The organism is Ralstonia sp. 22111, from assembly GCF_052045895.1.
GTDB classification, from domain to species: Bacteria; Pseudomonadota; Gammaproteobacteria; order Burkholderiales; family Burkholderiaceae; genus Ralstonia; species Ralstonia wenshanensis.
The window spans coordinates 265,522-279,657 of sequence record NZ_JBQEPR010000002.1 but is presented as its reverse complement, the minus strand read 5'-3'; the positions used below and the strand labels follow the sequence as shown (position 1 = coordinate 279,657).

The window sequence follows — 14,136 nt, the reverse complement described above, 5'->3', positions numbered from 1 at the left end:
GCCCCGGGCGCGGCTCAAGAGGTTGATCGCACGGGCGCGCGAGGGCCTTTATCCGCGTGGCCCGCCCCACCATCGACTTTCTTCAGCACCCAAAATGCCCGCATACCGTTCCAAAACCTCCACCGCCGGCCGCAACATGGCGGGCGCACGCTCGCTCTGGCGCGCCACCGGCATGAAAGATGAAGACTTCCAGAAGCCGATCATCGCGGTGGTCAACTCGTTCACCCAGTTCGTTCCCGGCCACGTGCACCTGAAAGACCTCGGTCAGCTCGTCGCGCGCGAGATCGAAGCCGCGGGCGGTGTTGCCAAGGAATTCAACACGATTGCCGTGGATGACGGCATCGCCATGGGCCACGACGGCATGCTGTATTCGCTGCCCAGCCGCGACATCATTGCCGACTCGGTCGAATACATGGTCAACGCGCACTGCGCCGACGCCATGGTGTGCATCTCCAACTGCGACAAGATCACCCCGGGCATGCTGATGGCCGCCATGCGCCTGAACATTCCGGTGATCTTCGTCTCGGGCGGCCCGATGGAAGCGGGCAAGACGCGCCTGGCCAACCCGGTCACCAAGGCCATCGAGATCAAGAAGCTCGACCTGATCGACGCGATGGTGATCGCGGCCGACAGCAAGTATTCCGACGAGGAAGTGGCCGAAGTCGAGCGCTCGGCATGCCCGACCTGCGGTTCGTGCTCGGGCATGTTCACGGCCAACTCGATGAACTGCCTGACCGAGGCGCTCGGCCTGTCGCTGCCCGGCAACGGCACCGTGGTCGCCACGCACGCAGACCGCGAGCAGCTCTTCAAGCGCGCCGGCCACCGCATCGTTGAACTGGCCCGCCAGTACTACGAGCAGGACGACGAGCGCGTGCTGCCGCGTTCGGTCGGCTTCAAGGCATTTGAGAACGCCATGACGCTCGACATCGCGATGGGCGGTTCGACCAACACGATCCTGCACCTGCTGGCCATCGCACAGGAAGCCGAGATCGACTTCACGATGGCGGACATCGACCGCCTTTCGCGCGTCGTGCCGCAGCTGTGCAAGGTTGCGCCGAACACGAACAAGTACCACATCGAAGACGTGCACCGCGCCGGCGGCATCATGGCCATCCTGGGTGAGCTGGACCGCGCCGGCAAGCTGCACACCGACGCTCCCACCGTGCACGCGCCCACGATGAAGGACGCGCTGGACCAGTGGGACATCGTCCGCACGTCGGACGAAGCCGTGCAGACGTTCTACCGTGCCGGCCCCGCCGGTATCCCGACGCAGGTCGCGTTCAGTCAGAACACGCGCTGGCCGAGCCTGGACCTTGACCGCGCCGAGGGCTGCATTCGCTCGAACGAGCATGCCTTCTCGAAGGAAGGCGGCCTGGCCGTGCTCCGGGGCAACATCGCGCTGGACGGCTGCGTGGTGAAGACCGCCGGCGTGGACGAAAGCATCCTCGTGTTCGAGGGCACGGCGCACGTGACGGAATCGCAGGACGAAGCGGTCGCGAACATCCTCGCCGACAAGGTCAAGGCCGGTGACGTGGTGGTCGTGCGTTACGAAGGCCCGAAGGGTGGCCCCGGCATGCAGGAAATGCTGTACCCGACGAGCTACATCAAGTCCAAGGGCCTGGGCAAAGCCTGCGCGTTGCTGACGGACGGCCGCTTCTCGGGCGGCACGTCGGGCCTGTCGATCGGTCACTGCTCGCCGGAAGCGGCTGCAGGCGGCGCGATCGGCCTGGTGCGCAACGGCGACAAGATCCGCATCGATATCCCCAACCGGACGATCAACGTGCTGGTGTCGGACGAAGAACTCGCGCGTCGCCGCGAAGAGCAGAACGCCAAGGGCTGGAAGCCTGCGCAGCCGCGTCCGCGCAAGGTGTCGGCCGCGCTCAAGGCGTACGCCAAGCTGGTCATGTCGGCAGACAAGGGCGCGGTGCGCGACCTGTCGCAACTGGACGACTGATGCGTCACGGGCCAAGCGCTCGTCAACGTGAAAAAGCCGCTCCGAAGAGCGGCTTTTTCTATTGTGCCGACGGCGCGGCGTTCAATCCCACGCCGGCGCAAGCCCCTCGGGTGACACCTCGCGGCCGTTGCGCTCAAGCGCGGCAATCTGCGCCATGTCGTCTGCCGTCAGTTGCAACGCTTGCGCGCGCAGGTTGCTCGCAAGATTCTCGCGCTTGGTCGATGACGGGATCACCGAATAGCCGAGCTGCATCGCCCAGGCCAGCGCGACCTGCGCCGGCGTTGCCTCGTGCCGCCGCGCAATCGCGCCGATCACCGGATCGCCCAGCACCTTGCCGTAGGCGAGCGTCATGTACGACGTGACGTGAATGCCCTCACGCTGCAGGAAATCGACGAGCTTGCGGTTCTGCAGATACGGGCTCAGCTCGATCTGGTTGGTGGCGATGGCGTCTTTGCCGACCGCCGCCATCGCCTGTTGCGTCAGCGCGATGTTGAAGTTCGAGACGCCGATCTCGCGCGTCAAACCCCGGGCCTTGGCATCGGCCAGCGCGGTCATGAATTCTTCGAGTGACACGCCGTTGTTGGGCGCAGGCCAGTGGATGAGCGTGAGGTCGACGTAGTCGGTTCGCAGCTTGGCGAGGCTGTCTTCGAGGCTTGCCGCAAGCTTGCCCTTGGCGTAGTTGTCGACCCAGATCTTGGTGGTGAGGAAGAGGTCTTCGCGGCGCACGCCTGAGCCGACAATGGCCTCGCCCACGTCGCCTTCATTGCCGTAGATCTGGGCCGTGTCGATTGCGCGGTAGCCGAGTTCCAGGCCATTGCGAACCGAGCCGATGACAACCTGACCCTTCAGGCGAAACGTGCCAAGGCCAAAAGCGGGAATCTTGTTCATCTTGTGCTCCAAGGGGAAATCGAATCAGGGGTTCATGGCAAGGCGCGTCCTGCGCTGCACGACATGCAGCCCCACCAGCGCAAGGCCTGCCGCGGCAATCGCCGCGCCGACTATCGGCACCGCCGCATAGCCCAGGCCTGCAGAGATGGCAGCACCGCCCGCTGCCGCCCCCAGGGCGTTGCCGAGGTTGAAGGCACCCACATTGACCGACGAAGCGAGGCCCGGCGCTTCAGCCGCGGCGCGCATCACACGCATCTGCAACGGCGGCACAACCGCGAAGGTGGCAATGCCCCACACCAGCAGCGCGGCGGCCGCACCGACGTGTGTCTTGGCGAGCAGAGGAAACGCGAGCATCGTCACGATCAACAACAACAGAAAGCCGATCAGGCTGCCGTCGAGCGAGCGATCGGCCAGGCGGCCACCGGCAATGTTGCCGATCGAAAAACCGATGCCGATCAGCACCAGCATGGCCGTCACGAACGCCGGCGAGGCACCGGTCAACTGAGCGAGTGTCGGGGCGACGTACGTGTACAGCGTGAACATCGCGCCCGCACCGAGCACCGTGGTGGCAAGGGCGCCCAGCACGACGGGACGTGTGAGCACCGCAAGTTCCGCGCGGAGGTTGGGCATCTTGCCGGCATCGCCCTTCGGCAACGCGGTGAACAGGCCGGCGATGGCGATCAGGCCCAGGCTTGCCGTGGCGGCAAACGACATGCGCCAGCCGATCATCTGGCCAAGCCACGTCGCGGCCGGCACGCCACCGACGTTGGCGATCGTCAGGCCCATGAACATCGTCGCCACGGCGCTAGCCTGCTTCTCACGCGGCACGAGGCTAGCGGCAACCACGGAACCCAGCCCGAAGAACGCGCCGTGGTTGAGGCTGGTGACGAGCCGCGCGAGCAGCAGCGTCGTGTAATCGGGCGCGACGGCCGACAGCAGGTTGCCGATGGTGAAGATGCTCATCAGCGCGATCAGCGCCTTGCGTCGCGGCCAGCGTGCGAGCAACAGCGTCATGATCGGCGCACCGACCATCACGCCGATCGCATACGCGCTGATCAACATGCCGGCCTGGGGAATCGATACATGCACGCCGTCGGCAATCACGGGCAGCAAGCCCATCGGCGAGAACTCGGTGGTGCCAATACCGAAGGCGCCAGCGGCAAGCGCGAGCAGCGGCAGCGTCGCGCTGCTGCGCGTGGGCTCGGCAGAAGTGGGGGTGGGGTTCATGCGGTGTACTCCAAAGCAGAGGAATGGAAAGCGGGCAGAACCTCTGCCGCGATTTCCGCAAACGTTTCAGCAAGCGGGCGACGATTTCGGCGGAAGTGCAGCCCGATATGCTGCACACCGGCTTCGCGCATCGCCGCCAATTCTTCGGACAGTGCAATGCGCCCGGCACGTGCGCCAAAGCGATGACGTTGCAGCGGTTCGTGCGGGTCTTCGGCCAGATCGAGGTGGATGAAGCTCACGTAGGGCTTGTCGCCCGCAACGGCACGCCATGCGGCGGCGCGTTGCGCGTGATCGGCCGGCGCGCCCGGGTAGGCAAGGCAACCGTCCATGTGGGTGCCGATCCACGCTGGCGTCTGTTGCGCCAGGCCGGCCACCAGCAGCGGAAGCGGCGTGCGCATGGCCGGCAGAATCTCCACCCCGGCGGGCAAGCTGCCGCGCGCCCCGTCACGCAATAGCGCGACCTGGTCGCGGAAGCTTGCACCGCGCGATTCGAAGTCGCGGCCGAACAGCGGATATTCGACGGGCCGGTCTCCGCTTGCCACGCCAAGCAGCAGACGACCGCCACTCAATTCCTGGATGGTCGTGGCCGATTTGAGCGTCAGCAGCGGCTCGCGCAGCGGCAGCACAACGGCGGCCGTGCCGAGCAGAACGTTGCGCGTGATGCCAGCCAGGTAGCCGAGGTAAGAGAACACTTCGAACACCTGCGCGGCATCGCCGAATGCGGGGTCATACACCGGCACATCGCGCACCCACAGGGCACGAAAGCCGAGCGAATCCGCGAGTTTGGCGAGGGTTGCGTGGTGTTCGATATCGGGCACACCGTGGCGGCGCCCGTCACGCAGGCGCTTGGCGTCGCCGGTGGCGGACCAATCGTTGTCCAGCGGCAGTTCAATGCCAATGGTGAAGCCGCCGTGGGTCAGTTTGTCGAGTGCGGGAGGCATGGTTGTGATCGGGTCAAAAGGCGCGCTGCGGGCGATGCATTCGCTATCAGCGCAAAGGGCATGGACCGCAGTGTGCGGGCTCCACCTTTGCAGAAAAACCCGCCCGTCAACGAAACAGTCTTGATTGGCAATCAACAATCCACGCAATTCAGAACGCACTCCGGGTTGGCAATACAGCAACACGGCGGGCTTTCCCAAATATGTCACACCGTGATATATTCCGGCCCGAACCGTTTGATTCCGCCATGTCTACCCCCGCCCGACCTTTATCCAAGCAGGAGTTCGAGAGCCTCTCCGATTTCCGCTATCACCTGCGCCGCTTCCTGCGCGCGTCTGAAGATCTGATCCACGCCAAGGGCATCACGCCGCTGCAGTACCAGTTGCTGCTGCACGTGAAAGGCTATGCCGGGCGCGAATGGGCCACCGTCGGCGAGCTGGCCGAGCGGCTGCAGGCCGCGCCGCATGGCACGGCGGCACTCATCACGCGCTGCGAAGAAGCGGGCCTGGTCGAACGCCGTCAGAGCGACACCGACGCGCGCCAGGTGGAAGTGCACCTTTCCCGGAAGGGTGATCATCTCGTCGCGCTGCTGGCCGGGCTGCATCAGAGCGAGCTGTCGGCCTTCAGCCGTGCTTTCAAGATCCCCCACCTCGATCACCCCGCCGAACCCTCCGCCGAGCAGTAACCTCATGCAAACCCTTGAACACCACCAGCACCGGCGCGACTTTGCGACCGACACCACGCTGTTCCGCACCACTGCGCTGGCGGTCGTCATCGCCGCGTTTGCCACGCTGGCCGCCGTGGCGCTGCTCAACCTGATCCGCTTCTTCACCAACCTGTTCTTTTTCCAGACGCTGTCGCTGGCCGACCGCTCGCCGGCCACCAACACGCTCGGCGCATGGGTGATTGCGGTACCGCTCATCGGCGGGCTGATCGTCGGGTTGATGGCGCGCTTTGGCTCGGAAAAGATTCGCGGCCACGGCATTCCCGAGGCCATCGAGGCCATCCTGTTCGGCAAGAGCAAGATGTCGCCCAAGGTGGCGGTGCTCAAGCCCCTGTCGTCGGGCATCGTGATCGGCAGCGGCGGCCCGTTTGGCGCGGAAGGCCCGATCATCATGACGGGCGGCGCGATCGGCTCGCTGTTCGCGCAGTTCTTCAAGCTGACGGCCGCCGAGCGCAAGACCCTTCTGGTGGCCGGTGCCACGGCGGGCATGACGGCCGTGTTCGGCACGCCGGTGGCCGCGCTGCTGCTGGCGGTGGAACTGCTGCTGTTCGAATGGCGCCCGCGCAGCATGCTGCCCGTGGCGGTGGCATGTGCCGTGGCGGGCTTCCTCCGTGTGCTGGTGCTGGAGCCCGGCCCCCTCTTCCCGCTGGAAACAACTCCGGCAACGCTGCCTGCGCTGGGCTCGTGCGTGGTCGCCGGGTTGCTGTGCGGCGCGCTGGCACGCTCGCTGTCGATGGCGCTGTACAAGACCGAAGACCTGTTCGGCCGCCTGCCCATCCACTGGATGTGGTGGCCGGCCATCGGTGGCCTGGTGGTTGGCATTGGCGGCTACTTCGAGCCGCGCGCGCTGGGTGTCGGCTACGACGTCATCGGCGATTTGCTGCACAACCATCTCGCCATCCGCGTGGCGCTGGCGCTGCTGGTGGTCAAGGCCATCATCTGGGTGATCGCGCTGGGCTCCGGCACGTCGGGTGGTGTGCTCGCCCCGCTGCTGATGATGGGCGCCGGCTTGGGGGTGCTGATCGGGCCCGTGCTGCCGGGTGGTGACCCAGGCCTGTGGCCGCTGGTATGCATGGCCGCCATGCTGGCCGGCGTGCTGGGCGCCCCGCTCACCGCCATCGTCTTCGCCTTCGGGCTGACACACGATGTGAACGCCCTGCTGCCAATTCTGCTGGCCGTGGCCGTGTCCTACGGCTTTGTCGTGCTGACCATGCCGCGCTCGATCATGACCGAGAAGATCGCGCGCCGCGGCTTCCACATCTATCGCGAATACGCTGTCGACCCGCTTGAGCGCCACGCCGTGGATGAAGTCATGACGCGTTCGGTGCAGACCATCGACGCACACGCCACACTGGCCGATACACTCGCCAACCGCTTTGGGCCCAAGCAGGCGCACCGCGCGTTTCCGGTCGTGCAAGGTGGGACGAATGGCAGGCTGATCGGCATGCTCGACCGCGATGCGCTGCTGGCGGGCCAGAAGCGCGGCGCCGTCACCGTTGCCGAATTGTTTGGTGCGAATGCTCCCGTGATGGCACTGCCCGGCGAGACCTGCCGCATCGTCGCCACGCGCCTGGCAGTGCATGGGTTGGAGCGGCTGCCGGTGGTGGCCGATTCGCAATCGCGCGCGCTGGTGGGCATTGTCTCGCGCAGCGATCTGGTCAAACCCTCCCTGGCGTTCTTTGATGAGGAGCAGCGCCGCGAGCGCTTCCGCCGTGTGCCGCTGTCAGGCACGCGCACGCAGCTCGAACTTCGCCGCCGCCGCGCTGGCCGCGTCGCGCGCTAGTCGCCAGTTTCAGCCGGCGACGTGCCGGTTGCGCCCGCTTTCCTTGGCGCGATACAGCGCCAGGTCGGCGCGCTTGAGCATTTCCGACGCCGTATCGCCCGGGCGGCAGACCGTCATGCCCATGCTGACGGTCATCGACAGTCCGGTCGGGAAACTCTCGTCCGTCTCGGCCACTGCCGTACGCAGGCGCTCCGCCACCTCGGTGGCCGTCGCCAATGTGGTGCGGCCCATCACCATGGCGAATTCCTCGCCGCCCAGACGCCCGACCAGATCACTGCTGCGCAGCACGCCCGTGGCAAGCGATGCAAAGCGCTGCAGCGCCATGTCGCCCACAGCGTGGCCCCATGTGTCGTTGATGCGCTTGAAGTGATCCAGATCGGCCAGCACAAGCACGAGCGGTTCGCCGCGATTGTGGGCACGTGCGAGCACCGTATCGAACAGCGCCAGGAAGCGACGCCGCGTCAGCACACCCGTGAGATGGTCGAAATGCGCCTCGTTGGCGAGCGCGCTGTTGGTGCGCTGCAGCCGCTGGTTCAGATGGCGCGTCAAGCGGTGATGCTGCCGCTCGCGCACCAGAGACCACGCCACCAGCACGAACGTCACCAGCACGCTTACAAACAGCACGAAGCCGATCGCGCGGTTGCGCGCATGATTGGCGATCTGCTGGCCCCACGCAGGCAGCGGCTCGGCCACGACGACGGTGAGGTCCGCACTGGCATTGCGAGACACGGTGAGCGATGGCATCGCACTGCCCTCGCGCCAAGCCAGCGTATCCCGCACCTCGGCCGGCACCCAGCTGGGCACGTCGTGATGCGCCTTTGCCGTGGGCTGATAGGGCCACGGTTCGAAGTCGACGCGCTGGTAGGCGTTGTACCGGTCGCTGGCGCCCATGCGCTGCAGGCGCGCATCCGGCAGGATCTTGCCCACCAGCGACGCGTCAGTCGACAAAATGATCAGCCCGTTCGGATCGGTCACCAGCGACGTCGGGTGCGACACCCAGTGCTGCAGCCTCGCGAGGCTCACCTTGGTGCCCATCGCCGCGACCAGGTATCCACCAGCGTCATACACCGGCGCAGCGAAGAACAAGCCCGGCACGCCCGTCACCCGGCCAATCGTGAACTGTTCGCCGAGGCCGCCCAGCATCGCCTCCTTCATGTACGGCTGCATGCTCGACTGCACGCCAACGAACGAATCGGCATGACCGGCGTTATTGGCCAGCACCACGTAATTGTGTTGGTTGACGACCCAGACGTAGTCGAGCCCAAGATTGCCGGCGGTCGTGTTCAGGAATGCGTCGATATCGGCCACTTCCGGGTGCGACATCGCCTCTTGGGCACGCGAGCCCTGGTCCATCAGGTTCCAGCGCCGGGTGTCGACGCGCGCTACGGCACGCGGGATGGCATCGATCTGCGCGAGCGTCTGCGGCAGCGCCCGCAGCAAGGCCACGTCGGCCGTGATCTGGCTCGACATACCTTCCGCTACCTGCGCAGCCAACTGGCGGCGCGCATCGACCATCTGCTGCATGTCGCGCGCGCTCATCGAATCCGCCACGAAGCTGGCGGCAAACCAGGAGGCACCTACGCCCACCACCACGGCTGACAGCCAAAGCGTCAACCGCACAACGCGCAGCCGGGTGCCGTGCGACGGCGTTGCAGGGGCAGGCGCAGGCGCCTTCATGTCAGGCCTCGCTGCTCAGGAAATCCGCCACCGTCGGGTAGCGCAGCGCCATACGCAACTCCCGCACGAGCCGCGTGTTGCGCAGCCGGCGCGATTCGCTCATGAACGACAGCAACGCGGGCTCGATCTGCTGTACGGCTTCCGCTCGCGAAATGCGCGGCGGCCGCTGCAAGCCGCGCGCGTCGGCCACGGCGTCAAAGTAATCGCCCATGCGCAACTCCGATGCGTCAGTGGCATGCACAACGCGCTGCGGTTTCCCGCGGAACAGCGCGGCAACGACGGCGCGCGCCAGGTCGTCGGCGTGGATGTGGTTGGTGTAGACGTCGTCCTCGGCGCGCAAGGCGGGCGTGCCGCGTTCGAGCCGCGCGACGGGCAGCCGGTCCGCCGCGTAGATGCCGGGAATGCGCAAGATCGACGTGCGCCAACCGCCGCCCGCACCGAACCAGCGCACACGGCGCTCCGCAGCGACGCGGCGCTGGGCACGCGCCGTGGTTGGCTTCACCGGGCGGGATTCGTCGACCCAGGCGCCGCCTGCATCGCCGTAGACGCCACTGGTGCTGGCATACACGAACGCACGCGCTTGGAGGGGAGTTTTCAAGCGGCCAGTGAGGCCACGCGGCCTGCGTGCCCGCTCGGGTAAAATGCGAGGTTTTGTAGCTGGGGAAACCGGGGCTGGCTGCGCCAGCACGTGCAGTAGCGCGGCAGTACGCGGATCATCGTTGCCCGCAGCGGGCGGCGGTGCCAGATGCAGCACGCGGGCGCTTAACCCTCGCAGGCGGCGCAACGACGCGGGATCGTCCAGATTGGCGACAATCGGCACGGCACCGGCTTCGCGCAACGGAGCGCAACCTTCAAGGCGTGAGGTGACGGCAAAGACGCGAAAACGCGTGCGGAGCGTCGCCAGGCAGCGTTGCCCAACATCGCCGCAGCCGACGATCAGCACGCGGGGACGGCGCAAGCGCAGCGAAGATTTGGATGGCCGAGCGGCTGACTGATTCACCATCGGACGTGCTGCCGGATTGACCATCATTGCATGCCCAGATGGGCGACCAGACACACTTTTCAACATATTTGGATTGTAGTATGGCTTACCAGATCAACGTGCTGCCCAGCGGCCGTCAATTCCAGGCCGAAGACGGCGAGACCATCCTTGCAGCCGCGCTGCGCCAGGGCATCGGCCTGCCGTACGGCTGCAAGAACGGCGCGTGCGGCTCGTGCAAGGGCCTCGTGCGCGAGGGCTCGATCGTCCAGGGCAACCACTCGCCCAACGCGCTGAGCGCCCAGGAGGCCACCGAAGGCCGCGCGCTGTTCTGCTGCGCCACGCCTGCCACGGACGTCACCATCGAAGTGCGCGAAGTGCACGGCGCGGGCGATGTCCCCATCAAGAAGATCCCATGCCGCGTCGCGTCGCTGGAAAAGGCCGCGCCGGACGTCACCATCGTCAAGCTGCAACTGCCTGCCACCGAGCGTATGCAATTTCTGGCCGGACAGTACGTGGAATTCCTCCTGCGCGACGGCAAGCGCCGCAGCTACTCGATCGCCAACCCGCCGCACGACGACGGTCCGATCGAGCTGCACATCCGCCACATGCCGGGCGGCGCCTTTACCGACTACGTGTTCGGCGCCAAGGAAGGCGCCCCGGCCATGAAGGAGCGTGACATCCTGCGCTTCGAGGGGCCGCTCGGCAGCTTCTTCCTGCGTGAAGAATCCGACAAGCCGATCATCCTGCTGGCCTCGGGCACCGGCTTTGCGCCCATCAAGGCGATCATCGAGCACGCCCAGTTCATCGGCAGCACGCGCCCGATGACGCTGTACTGGGGCGGCCGTCGCCCGCAAGACCTGTACATGCACGCCAAGGCCGAAGAATGGGCGCGCACGCTGCCGAACTTCACTTACCTGCCGGTCGTCTCCAACGCCTTGCCGGAAGACGCGTGGACGGGCCGCACCGGCTTCGTTCACCAAGCGGTGATGGCCGATCACCCCGATCTGTCGGGCCACGAGGTCTACGCCTGCGGCGCGCCGGTGGTGATCAACTCGGCTCGCGCAGACTTCGCCGCCCAGTGCGGAATGCACCCGGACGCGTTTTTCGCCGATTCCTTCACCTCGGAGGCAGATCTCCACCCGGCCGGCTGACGTTGCACAAATCCCAAGAAGGTCAAAATTTCGTTTTGACTTGACTTGGCATCCGTCTTATTCTTGCGCCTTATGAACCAAGCCCTGCACCTCCGACGCCGCCGTACGTTGCTCCCTCCGGGAAGCCGCGCGGCTGTCTGCTGATTGCATATCGGGTTCACAGGATTCGACGATCACAAGGCCACGGGGCAACCCCCGTGGCCTTTGTCTTTTTCCAACTCGCGTTTTTTCGGTTTTTCATCTTCCTGCCGCCTTTTTCTGGAGCTTTGCCATGGCGTTTGCTGACTACCCCGTCCAGTCCCTGATGTACATCACCAACCGGCCCGAGATCGTCTTCACCGAAGGCAAGGGCTCTTGGCTGACGGACCACAACGGCAAGCGATACCTGGACTTCGTGCAAGGCTGGGCCGTCAACTGCCTCGGCCACTCCAACGACGGCATGATCGAAGCGCTGAACGCGCAGGCCAGGAAGCTGATCAACCCGAGCCCGGCGTTCTACAACGAGCCGATGGCCAAGCTGGCCGGCCTGCTGACCGCGCACAGCTGTTTCGACAAGGTGTTCTTCGCCAACAGCGGCGCCGAAGCCAACGAAGGCGCCATCAAGCTCGCCCGCAAGTGGGGCAAGAAGCATAAGAACGGCGCCTTCCAGATCATCACGTTCGACCACAGCTTCCACGGCCGCACGCTTGCCACCATGAGCGCATCGGGCAAGGCAGGCTGGGACACCATCTTCGCGCCGCAGGTGCCGGGCTTCCCGAAGGCCATCCTGAACGACATTGCCTCGGTGGAAGCGCTCATCACCGACGAGACTGTCGGCGTGATGCTGGAGCCGGTGCAAGGCGAAGGCGGCGTGCTGCCCGCCACGCCGGAATTCATGCAGCAACTGCGCGCGCTGACCAAGAAGCACAAGATCCTGTTGATCGTTGATGAAGTGCAGGCCGGTTGCGGCCGCTGCGGCACGCTCTTCGCCTATCAGCTCTCGAACATCGAGCCGGACATCATGACGCTCGGCAAGGGCATCGGCGGCGGCGTGCCGCTCTCGGCCCTGCTGTGCACGGATGAAGTTGCCAGCTTCGAGGCCGGCGACCAGGGCGGCACGTACAACGGCAACCCGCTGATGACGGCCGTGGGCTGCTCGGTGATCGAGCAACTCCTGGCCCCGGGCTTCCTGGCTGGCGTGCAAGAACGCGGCGCCTATCTGCGCACCCAACTGCTCAAGCTGAGCGAAGAGTTTGGCCTGGCTGGCGAACGCGGTAACGGCCTGCTGCGCGCCCTGCTGCTCGGCAAGGATATCGGCGGCCAACTGGTGGAAGCCGCTCGCGAGATGAACCCGACCGGCCTGCTGCTGAACGCCCCGCGCCCCAACATCCTGCGCTTCATGCCTGCGCTGAACGTGACGACCGAAGAGATCGACACGATGATCGGCATGCTGCGCACGCTGCTGAAAGCACACGCCTAAAGCGCATCGCATGACCCCGAGGGCGGCGCGCAATGCGTCGCCCTTCATCGCCCCATCGCTGCTCCCACCCTGAGGTTTGCCATGGCCGTGACGCGAGACGTTCCGGCCACGGGGATCGTGTTGTCTGATGATTCCGCGTGGCTTCCGCTGGACGACATCTACGACTTCCTGTCGCAGGAAACGTACTGGGCCCGCGGCCTGCCGCGCGACGTATTCGAACGATCGATCGCGAACTCGCTGTGCCTAGGCGCGTATCGACAAGCCGACGATGGCTCGCATGGTGACCTTGTGGGTTTTGCGCGCGTCATCACCGATCGTGCGACATTCGCTTACCTGTGCGATGTGTTCGTGCTGCCTGCGTGGCGAGGAAAAGGCGTCTCGCACGCGCTGATGGATTTCCTGCGTGACCATCCGGACCTGCAGACCCTGCGCCGCACAGTGTTAGTGACAACGGGCGCCGATTGGCTTTATCGCAAGCATGGCTTTACCGATGTGCCCGAGGGCGTCGGCTTCATGCAATTGCATCGGCCGAACATCTATACGGCAGGATCTGCCTGAAACGTTGGCCATGCGCAAAGAAAAAGCCCCGCGATTGCGGGGCTTTCTCATGGCGCTGATGGTGCTTATTCGCCCAGGTAGGCGGCGCGCACCTTCGGATCGTCGAGCATCTGCTTGGCATCGCCGCTCATGGTGATGAGACCGGAGTCCATCACGTAGCCGCGGTGCGCAGCCTGCAGCGCCAGGCGTGCGTTCTGCTCAACGAGCAGCACGGTCACGCCCTGCGCCGAGATGTCGCGCACGACCTCGAAGATCTTCTCCACCATGATCGGGGAGAGACCCATCGACGGCTCGTCCAGCAGCAGCAGCTTCGGTTGGCTCATCAGCGCACGCGCCATGGCCAGCATCTGCTGCTCGCCGCCCGACATCGTGCCGGCCAGCTGGTTTGCACGTTCCTTCAGGCGCGGGAAGATGCCGAACATGCGGTCGATGTCGGCCTTGATGTTGGCCTCGTCGTTGCGCGTGAAGGCACCCATCTGCAGGTTCTCGACGATGGTCATGCGCGCGAACACGCCGCGGCCTTCCGGCACCATCGCCAGGCCCTGCTTGAGCAGGTTGTAGCTCGGCACGCCCTTGATGGACTTGCCGAGATACTGCACGTCACCGCCGGCCCAGCCCTGCAGGCCGGTGATGGCCTTCATGGTGGTCGTCTTGCCGGCGCCGTTGGCACCGATCAGCGTGACCAGCTCACCTTCGCGAATCTCCAGATCCACGCCCTTGACCGCCTGGATGCCGCCGTACGCGACCTTCAGGCTGTCGATCTTCAACATTACTGGTTTCATATTCCGTTCCTC

At 65.5% G+C, this 14,136-nt stretch carries 12 protein-coding genes; 6 read left to right on the top strand and 6 right to left on the bottom strand.

The features are described from left to right. The first annotated feature begins 94 nt into the window (after positions 1-94). Entirely contained in the window at positions 95-1,954 is a 1,860-nt protein-coding gene (gene ilvD / locus ACTJK4_RS07590; protein ID WP_232040779.1) for a dihydroxy-acid dehydratase, read from the top strand. Positions 1,955-2,035: 81 nt separating this feature from the next. On the opposite strand, the gene dkgB is transcribed toward ilvD, so the two are convergent. The 3 genes from dkgB to ACTJK4_RS07575 are packed head-to-tail and all read right to left on the bottom strand — an operon-like array spanning position 2,036 to position 5,010. Continuing rightward, positions 2,036-2,842 carry a 2,5-didehydrogluconate reductase DkgB gene (gene dkgB, locus ACTJK4_RS07585; protein WP_440817224.1) on the bottom strand — a complete coding sequence of 269 codons (807 nt, stop codon included), beginning with the start codon at positions 2,840-2,842 and terminating at the stop codon, positions 2,036-2,038. Between the two features lie 24 nt (positions 2,843-2,866). Beyond that, positions 2,867-4,069 carry an MFS transporter gene (locus ACTJK4_RS07580; protein WP_260802012.1) on the bottom strand — a complete coding sequence of 401 codons (1,203 nt, stop codon included), beginning with the start codon at positions 4,067-4,069 and terminating at the stop codon, positions 2,867-2,869. Then, positions 4,066-5,010, bottom strand: coding sequence for a TIGR03571 family LLM class oxidoreductase (locus ACTJK4_RS07575; protein WP_440076167.1), 945 nt, complete (start codon positions 5,008-5,010; stop codon positions 4,066-4,068). Before ACTJK4_RS07575 ends, ACTJK4_RS07580 begins: the two co-directional genes overlap by 4 nt. A 245-nt stretch (positions 5,011-5,255) precedes the next feature. Between ACTJK4_RS07575 and ACTJK4_RS07570 the strand changes: the two genes are divergently transcribed. Next, on the top strand, positions 5,256-5,693 hold the full coding sequence (locus tag ACTJK4_RS07570; protein ID WP_232040783.1) for a MarR family winged helix-turn-helix transcriptional regulator: 438 nt from the start codon (positions 5,256-5,258) through the stop codon (positions 5,691-5,693). A gap of 4 nt (positions 5,694-5,697) precedes the next feature. After that, positions 5,698-7,515, top strand: a complete 1,818-nt coding sequence (locus ACTJK4_RS07565) for a chloride channel protein (protein WP_440817219.1) — start codon at positions 5,698-5,700, stop codon at positions 7,513-7,515. A 9-nt stretch (positions 7,516-7,524) separates the two neighbouring features. Here ACTJK4_RS07565 and ACTJK4_RS07560 read toward each other — a convergent pair whose 3' ends face one another. Both ACTJK4_RS07560 and ACTJK4_RS07555 read right to left on the bottom strand, forming a co-directional pair. After that, positions 7,525-9,192 (bottom strand): GGDEF domain-containing protein, encoded by a 1,668-nt coding sequence (locus ACTJK4_RS07560; protein ID WP_316870030.1) that lies wholly within the window; start codon positions 9,190-9,192, stop codon positions 7,525-7,527. Between the two features lies 1 nt (position 9,193). Continuing rightward, positions 9,194-10,195, bottom strand: coding sequence for an NAD-dependent epimerase/dehydratase family protein (locus tag ACTJK4_RS07555; protein ID WP_343618949.1), 1,002 nt, complete (start codon positions 10,193-10,195; stop codon positions 9,194-9,196). Between the two features lie 80 nt (positions 10,196-10,275). On the opposite strand from ACTJK4_RS07555, the gene ACTJK4_RS07550 reads away from it, so the two are divergent. The 3 genes from ACTJK4_RS07550 to ACTJK4_RS07540 all read left to right on the top strand — a co-directional run bounded on the left by ACTJK4_RS07550 (position 10,276) and on the right by ACTJK4_RS07540 (position 13,342). Next, entirely contained in the window at positions 10,276-11,325 is a 1,050-nt protein-coding gene (locus tag ACTJK4_RS07550) for a CDP-6-deoxy-delta-3,4-glucoseen reductase (protein ID WP_232040786.1), read from the top strand. A gap of 271 nt (positions 11,326-11,596) precedes the next feature. Then, positions 11,597-12,784: an acetylornithine transaminase gene (locus tag ACTJK4_RS07545; RefSeq protein ID WP_232040787.1), complete on the top strand. Its 1,188-nt coding sequence runs from the start codon at positions 11,597-11,599 to the stop codon at positions 12,782-12,784. 81 nt (positions 12,785-12,865) lie between these two features. Beyond that, entirely contained in the window at positions 12,866-13,342 is a 477-nt protein-coding gene (locus tag ACTJK4_RS07540; protein ID WP_322017435.1) for a GNAT family N-acetyltransferase, read from the top strand. 65 nt (positions 13,343-13,407) lie between these two features. On the opposite strand, the gene ACTJK4_RS07535 is transcribed toward ACTJK4_RS07540, so the two are convergent. Further along, a complete protein-coding gene (locus tag ACTJK4_RS07535; RefSeq protein ID WP_009241298.1) occupies positions 13,408-14,124 on the bottom strand; it encodes an ABC transporter ATP-binding protein in 717 nt (238 codons plus the stop codon). Positions 14,125-14,136: the final 12 nt, after the last annotated feature.